General features: G+C 61.7%; 21 protein-coding genes. 10 read left to right on the plus strand and 11 right to left on the minus strand.

Going from position 1 to position 20,868, the window contains the following annotated elements; genetic code table 11:
* Positions 1-64 precede the first annotated feature (64 nt).
* Complete coding sequence (locus tag OCA5_RS16215; protein WP_012561891.1) at positions 65-640, minus strand: TetR/AcrR family transcriptional regulator; 576 nt, start codon at positions 638-640, stop codon at positions 65-67.
* A gap of 14 nt (positions 641-654) precedes the next feature.
* Positions 655-1,119 (minus strand): nuclear transport factor 2 family protein, encoded by a 465-nt coding sequence (locus OCA5_RS16220; protein ID WP_012561890.1) that lies wholly within the window; start codon positions 1,117-1,119, stop codon positions 655-657.
* Between the two features lie 177 nt (positions 1,120-1,296).
* On the opposite strand from OCA5_RS16220, the gene OCA5_RS16225 reads away from it, so the two are divergent.
* On the plus strand, positions 1,297-2,232 hold the full coding sequence (locus OCA5_RS16225; RefSeq protein WP_012561889.1) for a DMT family transporter: 936 nt from the start codon (positions 1,297-1,299) through the stop codon (positions 2,230-2,232).
* On the opposite strand, the gene OCA5_RS16230 is transcribed toward OCA5_RS16225, so the two are convergent.
* The 3 genes from OCA5_RS16230 to OCA5_RS16240 form a co-directional block, all read right to left on the minus strand.
* Complete coding sequence (locus OCA5_RS16230; protein ID WP_012561888.1) at positions 2,227-2,658, minus strand: OsmC family protein; 432 nt, start codon at positions 2,656-2,658, stop codon at positions 2,227-2,229. The genes OCA5_RS16225 and OCA5_RS16230 overlap by 6 nt on opposite strands.
* Positions 2,659-2,709: 51 nt before the next feature.
* Positions 2,710-3,789, minus strand: a complete 1,080-nt coding sequence (locus tag OCA5_RS16235) for an acetyl-CoA carboxylase (protein ID WP_041559631.1) — start codon at positions 3,787-3,789, stop codon at positions 2,710-2,712.
* 216 nt (positions 3,790-4,005) lie between these two features.
* Positions 4,006-5,310: an MFS transporter gene (locus OCA5_RS16240; protein WP_012561886.1), complete on the minus strand. Its 1,305-nt coding sequence runs from the start codon at positions 5,308-5,310 to the stop codon at positions 4,006-4,008.
* On the opposite strand from OCA5_RS16240, the gene OCA5_RS16245 reads away from it, so the two are divergent.
* Complete coding sequence (locus tag OCA5_RS16245; protein WP_244396137.1) at positions 5,291-6,100, plus strand: DJ-1/PfpI family protein; 810 nt, start codon at positions 5,291-5,293, stop codon at positions 6,098-6,100. The genes OCA5_RS16240 and OCA5_RS16245 overlap by 20 nt on opposite strands.
* A gap of 67 nt (positions 6,101-6,167) precedes the next feature.
* A complete protein-coding gene (locus tag OCA5_RS16250) occupies positions 6,168-6,575 on the plus strand; it encodes a cupin domain-containing protein (protein WP_012561884.1) in 408 nt (135 codons plus the stop codon).
* Between the two features lie 157 nt (positions 6,576-6,732).
* Here the strand turns inward: OCA5_RS16250 and OCA5_RS16255 are convergent, their stop codons facing one another.
* Positions 6,733-7,359 (minus strand): helix-turn-helix domain-containing protein, encoded by a 627-nt coding sequence (locus OCA5_RS16255; protein WP_012561883.1) that lies wholly within the window; start codon positions 7,357-7,359, stop codon positions 6,733-6,735.
* Positions 7,360-7,516: 157 nt separating this feature from the next.
* On the opposite strand from OCA5_RS16255, the gene OCA5_RS16260 reads away from it, so the two are divergent.
* A complete protein-coding gene (locus OCA5_RS16260; RefSeq protein WP_012561882.1) occupies positions 7,517-8,542 on the plus strand; it encodes a flavin reductase family protein in 1,026 nt (341 codons plus the stop codon).
* A 186-nt stretch (positions 8,543-8,728) separates the two neighbouring features.
* Here OCA5_RS16260 and OCA5_RS16265 read toward each other — a convergent pair whose 3' ends face one another.
* Both OCA5_RS16265 and OCA5_RS16270 read right to left on the minus strand, forming a co-directional pair.
* Entirely contained in the window at positions 8,729-9,529 is an 801-nt protein-coding gene (locus OCA5_RS16265) for an aldolase (RefSeq protein WP_012561881.1), read from the minus strand.
* A gap of 129 nt (positions 9,530-9,658) precedes the next feature.
* On the minus strand, positions 9,659-10,531 hold the full coding sequence (locus OCA5_RS16270) for a LysR family transcriptional regulator (protein WP_012561880.1): 873 nt from the start codon (positions 10,529-10,531) through the stop codon (positions 9,659-9,661).
* Between the two features lie 134 nt (positions 10,532-10,665).
* Between OCA5_RS16270 and bioB the strand changes: the two genes are divergently transcribed.
* On the plus strand, positions 10,666-11,709 hold the full coding sequence (bioB, locus tag OCA5_RS16275; RefSeq protein ID WP_012561879.1) for a biotin synthase BioB: 1,044 nt from the start codon (positions 10,666-10,668) through the stop codon (positions 11,707-11,709).
* Between the two features lie 168 nt (positions 11,710-11,877).
* A complete protein-coding gene (gene hemA, locus OCA5_RS16280) occupies positions 11,878-13,104 on the plus strand; it encodes a 5-aminolevulinate synthase (protein ID WP_012561878.1) in 1,227 nt (408 codons plus the stop codon).
* 43 nt (positions 13,105-13,147) lie between these two features.
* Here the strand turns inward: hemA and OCA5_RS16285 are convergent, their stop codons facing one another.
* Entirely contained in the window at positions 13,148-13,798 is a 651-nt protein-coding gene (locus OCA5_RS16285; RefSeq protein WP_012561877.1) for a response regulator transcription factor, read from the minus strand.
* 193 nt (positions 13,799-13,991) lie between these two features.
* Between OCA5_RS16285 and OCA5_RS16290 the strand changes: the two genes are divergently transcribed.
* Positions 13,992-17,555 carry a PAS domain-containing hybrid sensor histidine kinase/response regulator gene (locus OCA5_RS16290; RefSeq protein ID WP_012561876.1) on the plus strand — a complete coding sequence of 1,188 codons (3,564 nt, stop codon included), beginning with the start codon at positions 13,992-13,994 and terminating at the stop codon, positions 17,553-17,555.
* On the opposite strand, the gene OCA5_RS16295 is transcribed toward OCA5_RS16290, so the two are convergent.
* Together OCA5_RS16295 and OCA5_RS16300 are read right to left on the minus strand one after the other, a co-directional pair.
* Entirely contained in the window at positions 17,534-18,208 is a 675-nt protein-coding gene (locus OCA5_RS16295) for a response regulator (protein WP_012561875.1), read from the minus strand. The two genes, OCA5_RS16290 and OCA5_RS16295, sit on opposite strands and share 22 nt — an antisense overlap.
* 198 nt (positions 18,209-18,406) lie before the next feature.
* Entirely contained in the window at positions 18,407-19,195 is a 789-nt protein-coding gene (locus OCA5_RS16300; protein WP_244396136.1) for a hypothetical protein, read from the minus strand.
* A 165-nt stretch (positions 19,196-19,360) separates the two neighbouring features.
* Here OCA5_RS16300 and OCA5_RS16305 point away from each other — a divergent pair, with 165 nt between their 5' ends.
* The 3 genes from OCA5_RS16305 (at position 19,361) to OCA5_RS16315 (ending at position 20,806) form a co-directional block, all read left to right on the plus strand.
* The gene (locus OCA5_RS16305) at positions 19,361-19,714 is read left to right on the plus strand and encodes an AtpZ/AtpI family protein (protein ID WP_041559548.1); all 354 of its coding nucleotides are present in this window, start codon (positions 19,361-19,363) and stop codon (positions 19,712-19,714) included.
* Between the two features lie 68 nt (positions 19,715-19,782).
* A complete protein-coding gene (locus tag OCA5_RS16310) occupies positions 19,783-20,532 on the plus strand; it encodes a F0F1 ATP synthase subunit A (RefSeq protein ID WP_012561872.1) in 750 nt (249 codons plus the stop codon).
* Between the two features lie 46 nt (positions 20,533-20,578).
* Positions 20,579-20,806: a F0F1 ATP synthase subunit C gene (locus tag OCA5_RS16315; protein WP_002717376.1), complete on the plus strand. Its 228-nt coding sequence runs from the start codon at positions 20,579-20,581 to the stop codon at positions 20,804-20,806.
* Positions 20,807-20,868: the final 62 nt, after the last annotated feature.

Below are 20,868 nucleotides of genomic sequence, written 5' to 3' on the forward strand. Positions count from 1 at the left end.
CCACCGTATCTATCAGAACGGTGCGACAAATAAACCAGCGCAAATCAACTGCGAGGAATGCGCCTCAGTGCCGCCTCCGCGGCAGCGCCGTGTCGGTTCGCGCACGCAGGCGCGTCAGCGTGCGGCCGAACACGGTTTCATCCTTCAACGCGCGCGACAGCGTCAGCGCGCCCTGGATCGCGCCTACGATCTCCTCGGCGAGTTCGCGCGCCGCCTCTTTCTCAACCCCGCCGCGCACCAGTGCGCCAGCAAGTGCCTCGATCCACCGTTTGAAATAAAGTTCGATCGGCTTGCGGAAACGATCGCGCGTCTCGTCGAGCGCGAACGCGCCGAGCAGGCAGACACGCCGGCCGGAACGGAAATAGGCATCGACCGCCTCCCACATCCGCGCAATCGCCGCCTGCGGCTCATCGTGCTCGAGCGGCTCGAACACTTCCGTCACGAACCATTGTTCGATGTGAGAGAGAATCTCCACCGCCATTCCTTCCTTCCCGCCGGGAAAGAAGTGATAGAGGCTGCCCTTCGAGAGCCCGGTGCGCTCGGTAATTTCGTAGAGCGAGGCCCCCTCGAAGCCGAGTTCGCGGAAAACCTCGGCAACGAGAGTAATTGCGTCGCTCTTTTCAAATACCGTGCGGGCCATCGCTTCCGTCGCGATTACAGGCCGAGATCGGACAGGCCCGGATGATTCTGCGGGCGCGGGCCGAGCGGCCAGTGGAATTTACGATCCGATTCCTTGATCGGCAGATCGTTGATCGATGCAAAGCGGCGCTGCATCAGACCTGCCGCATTGAACTCCCAGTTCTCGTTGCCGTAAGCGCGAAACCAGTGGCCGCTGTCGTCATGATACTCATAAGCGAAGCGCACGGCGATGCGGTCATCGGAAAACGCCCACATTTCCTTGATGAGGCGATAGTCGAGCTCCTTCGCCCATTTGCGCGTGAGGAAGGCGATGATCTGCTCACGACCGACCGGGAATTCGGCACGATTTCGCCACTGGCTGTCTTCCGTGTAAACGAGGGCAACCTTATGCGGATCGCGGCTATTCCAGCCGTCTTCCGCCATGCGTACCTTGGCGGTGGCGGTGTCGAATGTGAAAGGCGGAACGAGTGGCGCGCCCATGGCTGGTATCCTTTCCGGCGTCGAAGGCGATGAATAAACCGATGAGTTTTGACTATACCGATCGGTCTATAAACACAAGCGGCCCTCTTGCCTGCGCCTTCACAACACGGTGTGATCCGTCAGGACACGCGCGGGCGTGTCACAGGATTCGCCACGGACATGGCGAGGGAGACCGCCATGACTGGTGACACGCCGCCCGTAAGGGGTGGCGCGATCTCACGACAGACGCTTGGAATGCTGCTGGGCTTCGTCGGCGTCACGATTTTCGGCGGCACATTGCCGGCGACCCGCATAGCCGTCGCAGGGCTCGACCCATTCTTTATTACCGTCGCGCGTGCAGCCGCATCGGGTCTGCTCTCGGCGGCGCTGCTGCTGATCCTGCGCCGCCGGATGCCGAACAGGCGGCAGTTGCACACAATGCTTGCCTGCATCGTGACGATTGTCTTCGGTTTTCCCGGATTGATGGCGCTGGCGATGCAGACGGTGCCCGCCGCGCATGGCGGCGTGGTGCTCGGCATCCTGCCACTCACCATGACCGCGGCGGCGAGCCTAATTCTCGGCGAGCGTCCCTCGTTGCACTTCTGGTTGCTGGCCGCACTCGGCACGATCGTCGTGGTGTTGTTCGCGCTGCGCGACAGTGGCGGCGAACTCGCAATCGGCGATGTCTATCTGTTTCTGGCGGCGATCTCGACGTCGATCGGCTATGTGTTCTCGGCCGATCTCAGCCGGCAAATGCCGGGCTGGGAGGTGATCTCATGGGTGCTCGCTCTCGCGCTGCCACTCACCTTGCCGCTAACAGTCTGGCTCTGGCCGCAAGATCCAACCGCGGTGCCGATGAGTGCCTGGCTCGGCCTCGGCTATGTGGCGGTCTTCAGCATGTTCATCGGCTTTTTCGCCTGGAACGCGGGACTTGCGATGGGCGACGTTTCCCGCGTCAGCCAGGTGCTGTTGCTGCAGACGTTCGTGACGCTCGGCATCGCCGCCTGGATCAACGGCGAACACGTGCCGCTCTCGACCGTGCTCGTCGCTGGGCTGGTGGTCGCCATCGTCGCTGCCGGGCGTAACGCGCGGATCGGCGTCAAGCCCCGGAAAGCAGATCGCGCGCCGTTATGATACGAGACTCGCATCCAGCGTGATCGTGCAATTGAACAGCTTGGACACTGGGCAGCCCGACTTCGCTCTGGCGATCAGACCATCGAACGTCGCCTGATCGATGCCGGGAATGGCGCCTTTGAAGGTGAGATGCACCGAAGTGATGGTGAAACTGTCGCCTGCAATCTCCAGCGTCACGTCCGCGCTGGTGTCCATCCGCTCGGCCTTGAACCCTGCCTCGGTCAGAAGACGCGACAGGTTCATCGTAAAGCAGGCCGCATGCGCCGCGCCCAGCAGCTCCTCGGGGTTGCTGCCGGGCTTGCCTTCATAGCGGCTAGAGAGGCCGTAAGGATAATTGGTCAGCGCTCCGCTCTTGGTCGAGATCGTGCCCTGACCATCCTTGATGCCGCCGCTCCATGCGGCGGAGCCAGATGTCTTCACTCTCATTCGCAAACTCCATCAATGCCGTTTTGGTTTTGAGAGCGTGTTGCGACCGCCTCAGGCGGCCGCTGACTTTATTTTCTGGCGATTGGCTTCCAACCGACGATCCACCAGCGCGACGATCTCATCCACCACCGGATGGCTCATGCCCTTCTGCTTCGCGAGCAACTGCACGAGCTTGTCGGCACGCTCGACATTCGGGGCACCGTTGGTGAGCGCGCGCGCGACCGATGCCGGCCGGGCGAGGCTCTTCGCCGCATCGGCGTATTTGTCGAACGGCACGAGATCCTCACGCTTCGCACCGAGCGCGATGCAGACATCGACCACGAAATCGTATACCGCACGCGACTGACCGAGATCGGAGTGGACCGCCTCCTGCGCGGTGCGCATGCCGTCCGCCGTGACGCAGCGGTAATTGCCGGCGAGCAGCATCGGCCATTTCGCGAGCGGCACGAACAGAGACTCGTGGAAGCGCAGCTTCACCGGCACTTCGGTCTTGCCTTCAGGCGTATCCATACGAATCGCATCGATGCCCTGCTCGAGGTCGCGCAGGATGGCATTGCTCTTTTCGTTGTCGAAGCGCGCGACCTTGAAGTTGGTCGGCAGCGTGACGTGCAGGAAATTGACCTTCTCCTCCGGCGGACGGATCGCCTGCGGGTCGGGGCTGCACAGCGTCAACGTACCGGAATCGAACGCACTCCAGACCGACGGATCGGTGTAGGCGGCCTTCACCGCGTTCGCATCAATGCCCGGCAGGCGCGCAATGTAGGGAAGCGGCGGCATATTCATGATCGACATGCAGGGCACGCGCGACGTCGCAATGCGTTCCAGCAGTTCGCGGACGCCGGGCGAGCCATATTGCGGCTCCTGCATCGCAAGGCCGATCAGATCATAATCCGCCGGGTTCACGTCCGCCGCACCCATCGCGGACACCTTGCCCGGCAAGTCGCGTGAATCGATCAACACCGGCTGCGCGCGGCCGCGGATCGGCATCCGTACCCGAAATCCTTCGCTGTTGATGAGATCAGCCTCCGCCGGAAGGCAGACCAGCGTGACGGAGTGACCGCCGAACAGAAGCTTGGAGGCAAGGAGCGACCCATAGGACGCGCCGAGAATCAGAATCTTGTAATGTGACATCATTTTTTCTCTTCCCACGGATCGGCCGCGCCGGACCTGCCGGTCAGACTGTCTCCGTGTTTCCCAAGGTTTGTTTTTTTTGGTTCGGGCTTTTGCCCGGCGTGCAGGCCTCTTGATCGGGCCTGCGAGCGCCATGTTCTTGTCGTTCGATAGTGCGGAAAGTTCAGATCGTGAGAGGGGAGCCGGCCTCGATGACGAGGCCGGCTCCTTGGTTCGTTACAAGTCCTTGAAGGCCGTTTCTCGCGAGACCAGCGTCGCAACCAGCGTGATGGCGCCGAGTCCGATGAGGTACCAGGAGATCGGCGTCGTGGTGCCGTAGTAAGCGAGCAGACCCGTGGCGATCATCGGAGCAAAGCCGCCGCTGATGGCCGCCGACACCTGCACGCCGAGCGAAGCACCGCTGTAGCGCACCTTGGTGCCGAACAGTTCGGGAATGAACGCCGCCTGCGGGCTGAACATCAGACCGTGGGTGATGCTCATAATGATGGCGATCGAGATCGCAATCGTCGTCGGGTCCTTGGTCTCAACCAGCGTGAACAGCGGGAAGGCCGCGAACATCGAAAGGACCGTGCCTGCGATGTAGAGTGGCTTGCGGCCCACATAGTCCGACAGCAGGCCGAACAGCGGCAGCGTCACGAGCTCCAGGATCGCCGCGTAAAGCACGGCGTCGAGGATGACCGCTTTCGGCAGGTGGAGCTGGGATGTCGCGTAATAGACCAGGAAGCCGATCAGCACGTACACCCACGCGACTTCCGAGAGCTTCAGGCCGACGGCCACGATGAAGTTCTTGAAGTCCTTGGTGAGGACGTCGAGAAGCGGCGCCTTGGCCACCTCGCCCTGCTCCTGAACCTTCGCGAACTTCGGCGTCTCGACGAGCCGCATGCGCACGAACAGACCGACGGCGACGAGAATCGCGCTCAGCCAGAACGGAAGACGCCAGCCCCAGCTCATGAACTGATCATCGGGGAGCTTGGAGACGAGAAGGAAGATCAACGTCGCGCAAACCATGCCGAGCGGGAAGCCGACCTGCACGAGACTGCCGAGGAAGCCGCGCCGGTTACGATCACCGCTTTCGATCACCATCAGCGTTGCGCCGCCCCACTCGCCGCCGATGCCGATGCCCTGAGCCATACGCAGGATCAGGAGCAGGATCGGAGCAAGAATACCGACCTGATCGTAGGTCGGCAGACAGCCGATCAGGAACGTGCCCGCACCCATGATGATCATGGTGAGCGTCAGCATCGCCTTACGACCGAGCTTGTCGCCAAAGTGACCGAAGATCGCGCCGCCGAGCGGACGCGCCACGAAGCCGACCGCGTAGGAGCCGAATGCCGCAAGCGTGCCGACCAATGGATCGAACTGCGGAAAGAACAGCTTGTTGAACACCAGCGCAGCCGCGGTGCCGTAAATAAGGAAGTCATACCATTCGACCGTCGTGCCGAGCACGCTCGCCGCAACGATATGCTTGATGCTGGACCCCTCCTTGGGGACAGCGGGGTTGGTGACCTCTGCCGTCGACATTTGTTTCTCCCTAGTTGACCTTTGCGGATTATGTTTCCCGGTTGAGAACCGTCAGCATCGTTGTCGATTTGATTATTGTCAACTAAGTTTCCATTTGCGATACTTATCTAAACAAAGTTTCTTTCGGGAGGAGAAGTCTGGCATGCCAAACACCAAGTTCATCATCCACGCTTACGACGATGTCGAACCGATTGATGTCGGTGCAACTTTCGGCGTTTTGTCGATGGCCAAACGTGTCGATCCGGGTATCGAGATGGCCCTCGTCGCCAACAAGGCGGGCCCTGTGCGGCTCTCGAATGGACTCGAAATCATCGCGCCCTACAGTGTGACGAATTGCCCTGCAGGCGATGTATTGATGATCCTGGGGGGCGCCGCCTGGCCCCAGGTCAGCAAGGATGAAGAGACGCTCGAGTTCATCCGCTCGTTCGCCCGCAACGGCATTGTAGCGTCAGTTTGCACTGGGGCGCTTATACTTGCGGGCGCCGGCCTGCTCGAAGGCAAGAGTGCGACGACGCGTCGCTTCGCGCCCGCCGGTATCGAGACGCCACTCGCGCAGATGCAAAAACTTTATCCCGGCGTGAAAGGAACCGAAGCACGGTTCGTGGATTCCGGGACTGTCGTCACCGGCGGCGGCGTCACGCTCGCGGTCGATACGACACTTCATCTGATCGGACGGCTTCGCGGCGCAGACGTCGCGAAGGAGACGGCACGCATCATCGAATACCGCTGGAGCGGCAATGACGGGGCGTTCTCAGACGCCGCCAATACGCCAAAAACAGCGGCCGCATAACCGAGTTGACACGCTCGGCTGTTTGTATCCTAATAGGATACTTAATCAACAAAGGAGGATATCCCCAATGGACCCGCGTTTCGTCACCAAAGAACCTACCCCTGGTGGCTCGGTTTACGTGAAGGTCACCGACATGGACTGGAAGCCCTCCCAGTTCGAAGGCGTCCAGATCAAGGTGCTGTATGAAAACCCGGAATCAGGCGAGCTGACCTGCCTTCTGAAGTGGGAGCCGGGCACCACGCTGCCGTTCCACCAGCATCCGGAGCTCGAGCAGAGCTACGTGCTCGAAGGATCGTTCTACGATCATGATGGCATTTGCCGCGCCGGCAACTTCGTCTGGCGCCACCCCGGCTCCTATCACGAGACCAAGAGCGACGAAGGCTGCATCCTTCTCGCGGTCTATCGCAAGCCCAACAAGTTCGGCGACACCGCAGGGTTCGGCGTCGAAGTGGAAGGGGAGTCTCACGCCAACTAATCTAGAATTGTTTCCGTTCCCCTACCTTCATCTCGGGGCGCTGCTTGCAGCGCCCCCTTTTTATGAACGCGGCCATGCCCATGACGGCCGCACGCATAACGCCACCGCGCACCGCTCCGGCGCGCGATCCGTAACGCGGAAGAATCAGGAAAACGCCTTAGCTACGGTGGTTTTTCGGCTCGTAGAGCACGACCAGGGCTTTGGCCTCGCCGTACTTGCCGCGCCCGCGGTGCCGCTGGCGAGGGTCGAAATAGATGCAGTCGCCGGGCATCAGCTCGTAGGTCTCGTTGCCGACCTCGAACTCCACAACGCCGCTCAGAACGAAAATCATTTCCTCGCCGCCGTGCTCGAAGAAAACTTCCTTGAGGATCTGCGAGGGGAAGGTGAACAGGAACGGCGTCATGTGCTTGCCGGTCGCGTTCTGCACCAGTGACTGGTAATCGTAACCGAACGATGTTGCACCGCGCACAACGTTGCGCCGCTCGTCCGCGCGGACCACCGAGACGCCTTCGAAGTCCTGCTCGGCTGGCTCGACAGGCCCGTGCTCGACAAGACCGGCAAGGTCGGTGCCGAGCGCCTTGGCGAGTTTCGACAAGGTCCCGAGCGGCGGCGTCTGGCGCCCGGTTTCGACTTTGGAGAGATAACCCTTCGTCAGGCCGATCTCGGTGGCCAACGAATCCAGAGTCCGCTCCTGCATCTTGCGGAGTTGCCTGATCCGGCGCCCGAGGGAGTCGATCTCCTGCCCGGGTTTGAACTCGGTTTCCAAGCCTTCGATGTTAGTCATCTCGAATCGTCAGTGGGGTTACTGCTCTTGCTTATCAGAGTCCCGCTGTGCCGGAACATTTTTTCATAGATAGTTCTACCATACGAAACATCCAACAGATGCGTTTGATTTGTCGCAAGTTTCCTGTTATGAAACTTTCAGGATACGAGGGACAACAATGCACCGTCAGTACAGGATCGCTCGCAAAGTCAACGAAACGCCGAATACGGTTTCTGTCTTCCTGACCTCGACCGAGGCGCTGGAGCATTTTCAGGCCGGGCAACACCTCACATTCGACATTCCGGGTGTAGGCGAACGACCATACGTACTTTCCGCATTTTCTCCCGATCCGAAAATCTATCGTATCACTGTTATCCACACCGATGCGAACGGCACGCCGACCGCCGCCGCCTATTGGGCCGATCAGGCGGAAAAAGGCGGGATGATCCAGGCCACCGGGCCGCAGGGATCATTCCATCTCACGCCTGAGCTCGACCGGCCGATCGTCATCCTCAGCAAGGACATCGGCGAGGCCGCCGTCACCGCGATGGCGGAAGAACTCGCTGTCAGAGCCTCGCGGCATCAGGTCACGTTCCTGCACGCCACCTTCAACAGCTCGACCTTCGCTCTCAAAGACAAGCTGGGCTCGCTGAAATCCGATCTGCCGAGCAGCGTCTGGAAGGTCTGGTTCAGCAATCCGCGTCAGGTCGACCGACCGGGCAAGGAATACGATTTCAGCGGCAACATGGATCTCGACCAGTGCGCTGAGTTTTTCCCCTCGAACGAATTCGATGCCTACATCTGCGGCCCGATCGAGTTTGTCGCAGCGACCGAGACTGCATTGCGCGCAAGTGGAGCCCGTTGCCGCGCCATCTACACGCAGGAAATGGGAGCGACGCTCGCGCCGCCTGCGGAGATTGCCGACGAGAAAGAGCTGCCACCGCTCTATCCGCAGTCGGTGACGTTCACGACCTCCGGCATCGAGGCGACATGGACTCCCGAAAGCGGCACGCTTCTGGAATTCGCCGAGAGCCTCGGGATCGACGCGCCCTTCAACTGCCGCACCGGCATGTGCGGCCGTTGTCAGCGCAAGGTCATCTCGGGGGAGGTGATGAAGATTCGCGACACGTCGGCGAAGACGCGCGAGCAGCACCAGTTGATGTGTTCGACCATTCCGATGAGCAAGGTCGAGATCGAACTGTAACGGGCAGGCCGCGCAGCCGCCTGAAACTGCTCTCGGACGACAGCGGAGACCTGTTCGCACGGCAAAAACAGACCGACACTAAAGCAAAGAGCCCCGCCTCTGATTCCAGAAGCGGGGCTCTCACGCGTTTGAGCGAGCAATCCGTCATGGCCGGCTTCACACCGGCCATAACGGATAGGCAGGACCTTAGCGCGGGGTCGGCGCCAGATTTGCCTGATGCGTCTGCCGGCACCAGTAATCGAACGTGGCGTTCACGATCGAGGGCTTGAGCAGATAGTCGTGCGCTTCCTTGGCGAGCTCGGGATCGACCGGCGTCAGCGGGCCGAACACGCGGGCGCGAATCTGCATGCGCGCGGCACGTTCGAGATAGACCGACAGATAGGTCGCTTCCTCGATCGAGCAGCCCGCAGTCAGATAGCCATGGTGAGCAAGGATGATCGCGCGCTTGGAGCCGAGCGCCGCGGAAATCAGCACACCCTCCTGATCGGCGATCGGCACGCCCGGCCAGTCGCCGAGGAACGCGCAGTCGTCATGCAGCGGCGTCATGTCCATCTGCGAGATCACCAGCGGCTGGCGCGCGGCGGCGAGCGCCGAGGCCCACGGCGAGTGAGTGTGGATCATCGACTGCACATCCGGGCGCGCTTCATATACCCAGAGGTGAAAACGGGTCGCAGGGTTCGGCATGCCAGTGCCGGTCAGCGTGTTCAGGTCGCGGTCGACCTCGATGAAATCGTCCGGCGTCGCTTCGTCGAAGCCAAGGCCAAAGCGTAGCGTCCAGTAGGCATTCGGCCGCTCGGAGCGCAGGCTGATCTGGCCGGCGAGGCCCGCTTCCTGTTCAGTCATCGCCAGGATGCGGCAGGCATAGGCGAGCTTTTCCTTCGGGCTGCGCTGGGCGCCTTTCAGATGCTCCGCCATTTCCTTGGTGGCGCGCTCGTCGAAATATTCCTTGGCGCGCAGGTTGAGCTTGTCGTCTGTCTTCACGTCCATGGCGTTCCTTTCTTTTGTTTCTTCAAAAAGACGGCATGGGCGAAGTATCGGCGCAAGGACGCCGCGCGGCCATGAAGCTGCGCTCATAACTGAAATGAGGTGCGGGACGATGCCGGAAAATTGCCGCGCTTAGTGGGCGGCTTCCATCGCCAATTGCAGCAGTTCCTGCACCAGCGGCGACGGCGGACGGTCCTTGCGCGTGACGGCGACGATGCGGCGCATCAGAACGGGAGACGCGATCGAAATTTTGGTCAAATCGTGTTCCGCGATCACCCGATCCGGAATTCGCGACGGCAATACGCAGGCACCGACGCCCGAGGCGACAAGCTGCAGCATCGCATCGACGGTTTCCGCCTCGGCCACGATCTGGAGCTTCCGCACGGCGGAGCGCAGCATCTTGTGCAGCGCATAGTGCGGCGGAAAGGCCACGAGCTTGAGGTCGGCCTTGTTCAGATCGACCGGCGTCGGCAATCCGTGCGCCATCGGCGCGATGAGGCACATCTCGTCGTCGAACAGCGGCGTCGCCGCGAGATCGGCAGAGTTCACCGCAACATCGTAGACAAAGCCGAGATCGGCGCGCCCGCTTTCCACCAGCGCGACCACATCCGGCGAGCTGCGGCCCATTAGAGAAAGGTTGACCTGCTCGTGCCGGCCGACGAACTGCGCCAGCACGTCGGCGGTGAAATAGTAGCTAAGCGTATGGACCGTCGCGACCCGGATGGTGCCGCGTGACAGGCCCTCCTTGTCGCGGATGTCATCCAGCGCCTCGTCGATCGCGGCATAAGCAGGCTTTGCCGCCGCGAGCAGCCTGCGGCCGCAATCGGTGAGTTCGACGCCACGGCCGGTGCGGACGAACAGGGCGTTGCCGACATAGGCTTCCAGCGAGGCGAGCTGCCGGCTGATCGCCGATTGGGTCAGGTCAAGGCCATCCGCTGCGCGGGAGAGTGATCTTGTCTCCGCGATCCTGACAAAATAACGGAGCTGGCGGTCCGGGCTTTCCACATCATGTGTGTGCCGGGACGGCCGCAGCCCGTCAAGCAATCTCGGGTGCAACGCTCGGTTGACACCCCGCAAGCTGCGTGGTCCACCCTTGGCCGAGGCGTCGGACAAGCGCGCCCCGACATGCAGGATCGGCCATGAACATCTCGATGGGCATCTCGTCTCTTTCGGTAATCAACGGGTCGGCGCTGCCGCGCCACAACTGGGCGCGTGAGGAAGCGCAGGCGCTCTACGACCTGCCGTTCCCGGACCTCGTGTTTCAGGCCCAGAGCATCCACCGCACCAGTTTCGATCCCAACCATGTCGAGACCGCGAGCCTTCTCAGCATCAAGACCGGCGGCTGCGCCGAAGATTGCGGCTATTGCTCGCAGAGCGCGCACTACAAAACCGACGTCAAGGCGACCAAGCTGATGGCGCATGACGACGTCGTTGCAACCGCGCGCCGCGCCAAGGAATCTGGCGCCGGCCGTTTCTGCATGGCGGCTGCCTGGCGCAATCCCAAGGAAAAGGATCTCGAGCGGATCTGCCACATGGTCAGCGCCGTGAAAGAACTCGGCATGGAAACCTGCGCCACGCTCGGCATGCTGACCCGCGAGCAGGCCGATAAGCTGCGCGCGGCCGGCCTCGATTTCTACAACCACAATGTCGATACCTCGCCGGAGTTCTACGGCAAGATCATCACCACCCGCACGCTGCAGGATCGCATCGAGACGCTGGCGCATGCGCGCGAATCCGGTCTCAAGGTCTGCTGCGGCGGCATCGTCGGCCTGGGCGAACAGGTCGAGGACCGGCTCGGCATGCTGGTGCTGCTCGCAAACCTCGCCGAGCATCCCGAGAGCGTGCCGATCAACCAGTGGAACGAAGTGAAGGGCGTGCCGGTCAACGCCACCGCCGAGGCGCCCGATCCGATCGCTTTCGTGCGGATGATCGCGGTCGCACGCATCATGATGCCGAAAAGCGTGGTGCGGCTTTCCGCCGGGCGGCAGTATATGAGCGACGAGATGCAGGCGCTGTGCATGCTCGCCGGCGCCAATTCCATCTTCATCGGGGATGTGCTGCTCACCACCAAGAACCCGCAGACCACGAAGGACGCTGCCCTTCTGGAGCGCCTTGGGATGACCTCCCGGTTCGACGAGGTGGCGACCGATAAGGCTAACCCGGTTTCCAGCCGGGCAATTTGATCTCCCGCAACTGAGCCGCGCATGGCTCGCGGAATGCCCTGCACAGCCGGCAGCGCTGCTGCCGGATTCGACCCTCGACACTGAACCTGGAAAAGCTCTAAAAGGCTTAGGAGACGAGCCGCCCCGTCGTGGACGCCTCCTCGCCCACGGTTCCAGCAGGGTTTTGGCATGGATTACAGCAGCTTCTTCGACACCGCTCTGAACCGGCTGCACGATGAGCGGCGCTATCGCGTGTTCGCGGACCTTGAGCGCATTGCAGGCCGCTTCCCGCTGGCGGTCTGGCATACGCCCCAGGGCGAGCGCAGCGTCGTGATGTGGTGTTCCAATGACTATCTCGGCATGGGCCAGCACCCCAAGGTGGTCGGCGCGATGGTCGAGACCGCGACCCGCGCCGGCACCGGCGCCGGCGGCACCCGCAATATCGCGGGCAACAACCATTCCCTGATCCAGCTTGAGCACGAGCTCGCGGATCTCCATGGCAAGGAAGCGGCGCTGGTGTTCACCTCCGGCTACGTTTCGAACCAGACCGGCATTTCCACTCTCGCCAAGCTCATCCCGAACTGCCTCATCCTGTCGGATGCGCTGAACCACAACTCGATGATCGAGGGCATCCGCCAATCCGGCTGCGAGCGCATCGTGTTCCGACACAACGACATGGGCCATCTCGAGGAACTGCTCCGCGCCCATCCCGGCCGGCCGACGCTAATCGTCTGCGAGAGCCTTTATTCGATGGACGGCGACATCGCCCCGCTCGGCAAGGTCTGCGATCTCGCCGAGAAGTATGGCGCCATGACCTATGTCGATGAAGTCCACGCCGTCGGCATGTACGGCGCGCGTGGCGCCGGTATCGCCGAGCGCGACGGCGTCATGCATCGCATCGACATTCTCGAAGGCACGCTCGCGAAGGCGTTCGGCTGCCTTGGCGGCTACATCGCCGGCAAGAAGAACGTGATCGATGCGATCCGCTCGCATGCGCCGGGCTTCATCTTCACGACGGCGCTGCCGCCTGCGGTCTGCTCGGCCGCAACCGCCGCGATCCGCCATCTCAAGACGTCGCAGTGGGAGCGTACGCGCCAGCAGGACCGCGCCGCCCGCGTCAAGGCGATCCTGATCGCCGCCGGCATTCCGGTGATGTCGAGCGACACGCACATCGTGCCGGTTTTCGTAGGCGATCCGGAGCTGTGCAAGAAAGCGAGCGACCTGCTTCTCGAAGAGCACGGCATCTACATCCAGCCGATCAACTACCCGACCGTGCCGAAGGGCACCGAGCGGCTGCGCATCACGCCCTCGCCCTATCACGAGGACGCGCTGATCGATCAGCTCGCCGAGGCCATGGTTGCGGTCTGGGAGCAACTCGGGCTGCGGCTCAACGAGAAATCGCTCGCCGCCGAATAAGGCCTCTGTTCGCCGAGACTATTTTCCCGCCGACGAATGCTGGTTACGTCGCCAGCCGGCGCGGCGGATAGGCTTCTTTCGACAATACGATCCGCATCAGATCGGCGGCATTTCGCGCGCCGAGCTTGGTCATGATGCGCGCACGATGCACTTCGATGGTGCGCGGGCTGATACCGAGCCGCCGGCCCGCCTCCTTGTTCGATGCACCACTCGCGACGAGCCCCAGCACCTCACGCTCGCGGCTCGTCAAAAGATGGCGGCCACTGAAATTGCCGAGTCCCGGGATGGGTTCATCGACCGCCCGGCGATAAGCGATGACCGCTTCGCGGACCCGCTCCGCCATGACATTCGCCGCGAACGGTTTTTCCAGAAAATCGAAAGCGCCCTGCCTCATCGCGGCAACCGCGGTCGGCACATCGGAATGCCCCGACATCACGATCACCGGCGCCGCGAAGTGCAGAGCCATGAGATCCTTCAGAATATCGAGCCCGGAATAGCCCGGCAGTTGCAGATCGAGGATCACACAGGCCGGGGATTCGCGCCGCGCCGCCTCCAGAAAGGACAGCCCCTCACTAAAACCCTGGGTTGCAAAACCTTCCAGCCGGAACAGCAACGTCAACGCGTCGCTGACGGATTTGTCGTCATCCACGATGAAAACCTGCGCATCACCAGGAAAAGGATGGATTTGCCCCATAATTCCCTCAGCGAGTATCAGTTGGATAATACAACTTATAAGTGTGTAAACTGATTCGAGGTGGTTTACAAATCCGGCCTCCCTCATCCCGTGGTCTCGCAACGCCCTGCTGCGACAGGTGTTTTCGCGGGAGCAAAAAAAAGCTTTGATACGCCGCGCGGCACGCCCGGTGTGCCGCCCTCGGAGCGGATGAATGCTTGGAAACGGCACGGTGATCGCGGCGGCCTTTGGCTACATCGGCCTGCTGTTCGTGATCGCCTTTTACGGCGACCGCCTGACGCCGGCGCAACGATCCCGCGCCGGCATCCTGATCTACCCGCTGTCGCTTGCGATCTATTGCACGTCCTGGACCTTCTTCGGCTCGGTCGGTCTCGCGACCCGCACCAGCGTCGAATTCCTCGCGATCTATATCGGCCCGATCATCATGATCGGCTTCTGCAAGCCGATTCTGCTACGCATCATCCGGCTCGCGAAGTCGCAGCACATCACCTCGATCGCCGACTTCATCGCCGCGCGCTACGGCAAGAGCCAGGCGGTTGCCGCAACCGCCGCGATCATCGCGATCATCGGCTCGGTGCCCTACATCGCATTGCAACTCAAGGCGATCGCCTCCTCGCTCGAAACCATTCTGAATGGGCCCAACAATGCGGCAAGCCTGCCGTTCGCGGGCGACATCGCGGTGTTCGTCACGGTCGCGCTCGCGCTGTTCGCCATTCTGTTCGGTACGCGCCAAAGCGATGCGACCGAACACCAGCACGGCCTGATGCTCGCGATCGCGACCGAATCCATCGTCAAGCTGATCGCCTTCCTCGCCGCAGGCATTTTCGTCACCTTCATCATGATGAGCCCGACCGAACTGATCCAGCGGGCGATGAAAACCCCGGAGGCGATCCGCGCCATCGAGCATACGCCTTCGATCGGCAACTTCCTCGCGATGACGCTTCTATCGTTCTTCGCAATCGTGCTGCTGCCGCGCCAGTTTCACGCGAGCGTGGTGGAGAATTCGAGCGAGGCCGAAGTCGACCGCGCACAATGGCTGTTTCCGCTCTATCTGATCGCGATCAACCTCTTCGTCATTCCGATCGCAATTGCAGGCCTCGTCACTTTCCCGTTCGGCGCGGTCGATACCGACATGTTCCTGCTGGCGCTGCCGATCGAGGCAGGCGCGCACTGGATGAGCATCATCGTTTTCGTCGGTGGCCTGTCGGCGGCAACCGCGATGGTGATCGTGGAATGCGTGGCGCTCGCCATCATGCTCTCGAACGACATCGTGATGCCGCTCGTTCTGCAGGCCGACCGCGCGCCGCGTGACGGCCGTACCGACCTCGGACGGCTTCTGCTGGTGGTGCGCCGTCTCGCCATCGTCGCAATCATGACGATGGCCTATTTCTACTATCATGCGCTGGGCAACGCTCAGCTTGCCGCGATCGGCCTTCTGTCTTTTGCCGCCGTAGCCCAGCTTGCGCCGGCGTTCTTCGGCGGCCTGATCTGGCGGCGCGGCACCGCGGCCGGCGCCATTGGCGGCATGGTGGTCGGCTTCATTATCTGGGCCTACACGCTGTTCCTGCCGAGCTTCATCGAAGTCGGCCCGCTCGGCACGCAATGGCTGAAGGAAGGCCTGTTCGGCATCGCGCTCCTGCGTCCGCAGCATCTGTTCGGCAGCCAGATGTCGCCGCTGATCCACGGCCTCTTGTGGAGCCTCACGCTCAACGTGCTGGCCTATGTTGCGCTGTCGCTCATCAAGCAACCGAGCTCGATCGAGCGGCTGCAGGCGGATTTGTTCGTACCGAGCGATCTCGCGCCGATCTCACCGAACTTCCGCCGCTGGCGTACCACCGTCACCGTGCAAGACCTTCTCACCACCGTCGCGCAATATCTCGGTTATGAGCGCGCCAATGCCGAGTTCGAGAATTTCGCCAGAACCAACCGCCTGACGCTCGACCGCAACGGCTCCGCCGACTTCCAGTTACTCAGTCACGCCGAGCATCTGATCGCGTCGTCGGTCGGCGCGGCGTCCTCGCGTCTCGTGATGTCGCTGCTGCTGCGCAAACGCGCGGTGTCGGCGAAAGCCGCGCTGAAGTTGCTCGACGACGCCCATGCGGCGCTGCATTTCAATCGTGAAATCCTGCAAACCGCGCTCGATCACGTCCGCCAGGGAATCGCGGTTTTCAATCGCGAGCAGCAACTCATCTGCTCCAATCGCCAGTTCGGCGACATGCTGAACCTGCCGACGCATGTGGCGCAGATCGGCATTCCGCTGGTGGAGATTCTGGAATTCATCGGCGACCACCCGCGCGACGGCGTCGAGACGCGCGAACAATATCTGCGGCGACGGTTCAATGCCTACATGAGTGAAGGCGAGCCATTCCTCGAGCGGCTTGCGGAGCAGAACAAAGTTGTCGAGGTCCGCACCAACGCCATGCCGGGCGGCGGACTCGTTATCACCTTTTCCGACGTGACGCCGAGCTTCGAGGCGGCCGAGGCACTGGAGCGCGCCAACGCCACGCTGGAGCGGCGCGTGCGCGAGCGCACCGAAGAGCTCACACGCCTCAACAACGAGCTCGCACTCGCCAAGACCATTGCCGACGAAGCCAACATCTCCAAGACGCGCTTTCTCGCCGCGGCGAGCCACGACATTCTTCAACCGTTGAACGCGGCGCGCCTGTACGTGACGAGTCTTGTCGAGCGGCAAAGCGGCGGCGAGACTGCGCGCCTCGTCGACAACATCGATGAATCGCTCGAAGCGATCGAGGAAATTCTTGGCGCGCTGCTCGACATCTCACGTCTCGACGCGGGCGCCATGACGCCTTCGATCTCGAGCTTCCGCATGAACGACCTGATGCGCTCGCTGCAGGTCGAATTCATGCCCATGGCGCGCGAGAAAGACCTCAAGCTCGTATTCGTGCCGTCAACGGTGGCGGTGAAATCCGACCGCGTGCTGCTGCGGCGCTTGCTGCAGAACCTGATCTCCAACGCCATCAAGTACACGCCGAGCGGCAAGGTGCTGGTCGGCTGCCGGATGCGCGGCAATACATTGCAAATCAGCATCCACGACACCGGGCTCGGCATTCCGCAACACAAGCGCGGCGAGATCTTCAAGGAATTCCATCGCCTCGATCAGGGTGCGCGGATCGCCCGTGGCCTCGGCCTCGGCCTGTCGATCGTCGAACGTATCGCGCGCGTGCTCGACCACAACATCTCGATCTACGCCAACAAGAGCGGCGGCTCGCACTTTGCTGTCTCGCTGCCGGTGGCGCGCGGCTACAATCAAGTGCAGCCGCCTTCAAATGGATCGGTGATTTCCTCGAAGACGCCGATGAGCGGCACCACCATCGTCTGCGTCGAAAATGATCCGGCGATTCTCGACGGCATGAAGACACTGCTGCGCGGTTGGGACGCCAACGTCATCGCGTCCATCGATCCGAAACAGGCCTGCCGTGCGATCGCAAGCTCTGGCGAGGTGATTACCGGCCTGCTCGTCGATTATCATCTCGACAGAGGCAACGGCATCGCTGCGATCCGCGATCTCCGCCACAAGTTCGGTGCGAACATTCCCGCGATCCTGATCACCGCGGATCGCAGTCCGGGCGTGCGCGAGGCGGCACGCTCCTATGGCATCATTGTGCTGAACAAACCGGTGAAGCCAGCGACATTGCGTGCGCTGCTTAGCCAATGGCGCGCGCAGCAGATGGCGAACGCGCCCTCGGAAAAGAATTCAGAGCCCGCGACCGAGATTCAGGTCGACGGCTCGCTCTGACGCCACTGGTTGCCGGAAATCTTCGCCGCGACGATCACGGCCTGCGTGCGGCTCTCGACACCGAGCTTCTGCAGGATCGCCGAGACATGCGCCTTGATGGTTGCCTCGGAGACGCCAAGCTCATAGGCGATCTGCTTGTTGAGCAGGCCCTCGGACAGCATCATCAACACGCGGACCTGCTGCGGCGTCAGTGTGATCAACCGGTCGCGCAGCTTCGCCATGTCGGGATCGACGCCGGTCGAAAGGTCGACATCGGAAGGTGTCCAGATATCGCCGTTCATCACCTTGCTGATCGCCTCGCGCAGCGTCTCGACGCCAAAGCGCTTCGGAATGAAACCGGACGCGCCAAATTCCATCGAGCGGCGGATGGTCTCGCCGTCGTCGCTCGCGGAAACCACCACAACCGGGATCGCAGGATATTGCGCCCGCAGATAGATCAGCCCGGAAAAACCGCTGACACCCGGCATCGACAGGTCGAGCAGCACGAGGTCGATATCGGATTCCTTTTCAAGGAGCGCCGTCAGTTCGCCGAACGCACCCGCCTCATCGATATTCGTGCCCGGCACGACACTCGTCACCGCCTCCCGCAAAGCGCCCCGAAACAGGGGATGGTCATCGGCAATCACAAGATGTGTGGAGGAAGACGGAGCCATATCGTCGCAATCTCTTCAGTTCGAACTCAACTTTTTGTCCCGGGCGGCAAACTATACCACTCCCGTCTGCGGCAGCCGAATCCTGCCGTCTGCAATCTGTCGCGGTAGTAAACACGCTTCTCTACCGAGAAACACCCTTTTCATCAGACAAAATTACCGGCGCGAGACGGCATTAACGCTCGCGGCACATGAAATTCCTCAAATCCGTTCCGACAGTTTGTCGTGGAGACGCGCGGCCAAGCTGACGAGATGTTGCCAGGCCCAGTCGAAAGCCGCTGCAACATTGGCGTGTGCCGGTGTCCGCTGTTCCAGCGGTGGCGCCGATTTGTCCTGCGGAGCCGGAGCCTCCGCATCGTCGCGTTTCAGCGAATCTCCCTTCGGCAAGGCCTCGTCGATTTTACCTTTCACCGCAGCGTCGCTGTTTGCGAGCTGCGCCCTCAGCGCATCGATCTCTGCCTGCAGACGGCCGATTTCCTCATCGAGCGCCACACGCTCATCGGGAACGACGCGGCAGACCCAACCGGCCTTGCTGGTGCAGATCGTGATCGCGCCGGTGCGGGTGTCGAGCCGCAGATAGCCGTTGCCGCTCGCCGATAACGTGTAGCGGCCGTTTTCATCGGATGGCGCGCTTTCGGCGCGGACTGGCGCCGTTGCCGCGATCATGACGACGGCGGCTGCCGCAAGGCCGATGCCCCATCGGAAAGGTCTTTCGATCACCGCCATACCAACATCTGCCGCAAGATTTGCTTTCGTCCTGAAAGCTGGATCGCCCCTACAACGCATCCGTCCGCCCGTCGATCCGCCCTGTTGAGTGCGCTGCAATAAGCGTTCTGGAACCGGGAGAGACCGCGCCTTGGCGCATCGGCGAAAGCACACCATTGGGGCAATATCCGAGCAGAGCAGGCTCTCTTGCGCAAGACTCCCCAACAACCGCACACCGCGGCAAAAGCGACCTTTGGATGAGACAAATTTACCTTTATATTTCAATTACTTATCTGGGATATGCAACCACTGCCCAATCTTGACTTGCCAGAAGGCCGACAGTATGGTCCGCGCGGTTTCAGGGGTGTTTGGGATACTTTTTCCGATATCTCGCGACGTAAGAGACAGGGTGTCAGCGCTGGCAGACACATCAACGACGGACGCGATCGCATGGACGAAAAAGACAAACCATCTGCCGATGAAGCCGCACTCTCCGCAAGGCTTCACCGTCTGGGTGACCGGCTTTCCGAAACCCGGAAGGACCGAAATCTCCGGGCAGGTCAATCGGACGGCCGAGATGGGAACACCACTGCCAGCGCGTCCGCGATGGCACGCGGTTTCCGCCTCTCTTCCGAATTGATCGCGGGTGTTCTTGTTGGCGGGGCCATCGGCTGGGGTTTCGACCGATTGCTGTCCACGTCCCCCTGGGGACTGATCGTGTTTTTCCTGCTCGGCTTCGTCGCCGGCGTGATCAACGTGATGCGGACGGCGGGCGTCGCGAACAAGCCGACGGACCGGATGTGAGGCGCGGTATCGCCTGATCGATTGGGATAGCGCCGGCTCCCGCCGGCATTAGAGAGAGACGCTTCGGAATGGCCGATCCGGTTGAACAATTTGAGATTCACAAGATCTTCTCGCTGGGCCACATCGGCGGCCAGGAGATCGCCTTCACGAACTCCTCTCTTTATATGCTGCTCGCTGTTGGCGCCGTTGCCCTGCTGATGCTCGGCGGCAGCGCCGGACGCCGCCTGGTGCCCACCCGCTTCCAGTCGATGGCGGAGCTCTCCTACGAATTTGTCGTCAACATGGTGAGAGAAAGCCTCGGCGAAGAAGGCATGAAGTTCTTCCCGCTGGTGTTCTCGATCTTCATGTTCGTGCTGATGGCCAACCTGATCGGCGTCATCCCCTACACCTTCAGCGTCACCAGCCATCTCATCGTCACCGTCGCGCTTGCGCTGATCGTGTTCCTCACCGTGCTGCTCTACGGCCTTTACAAGAACGGCCTGAAGTTCTTCCGCGTGTTCGTGCCGAGCGGCGTGCCGATCTACATCCTGCCGCTGATCGCGATGATCGAGGTCATCTCGTTCCTCTCCCGCCCGGTGTCGCACTCGGTTCGTCTCTTCGCCAACATGCTGGCCGGCCATATCACGCTGAAGGTGTTCGCGAGCTTCGTCACGAGCCTTGGCGCGCTCGGCGTCGCCGGCATCGCCGGCGCGGCGCTGCCGCTCGCAATGACGACGGCAATCAGCATTCTCGAAGTCCTGGTGGCGCTCCTGCAAGCCTATGTGTTCGCCATCCTGACCTGCATCTACCTGAACGACGCCCTACACCCCGGTCACTGACCGGAACGATTTAGACCCACATCAGCATCCAAAAAGGAGTTTCACCATGGATCCCATCGCAGCGAAGTACATCGGCGCAGGTCTTGCCACCATCGGCATGGGCGGCGCCGGCGTCGGCGTCGGCATGATCTTCAGCCAGTTCCTCAACGGCGCGCTGCGCAATCCGTCGGCCTCGCAGGGCCAGTTCGCGAACCTGATTTTCGGTTTCGCCGTGACCGAAGCGCTCGGCATCTTCTCGCTGCTCGTCGCGCTGCTCCTGCTGTTCGCTGTCTGATCCGTCGCACCGGCATTTACGCGGGCTTTGCATGAAGCCCGCGTCGATTCCTTGAGGAGACA

Origin of the sequence: Afipia carboxidovorans OM5, from assembly GCF_000218565.1 — a bacterium.
In the GTDB taxonomy this organism is placed as follows: domain Bacteria; phylum Pseudomonadota; class Alphaproteobacteria; order Rhizobiales; family Xanthobacteraceae; genus Afipia; species Afipia carboxidovorans.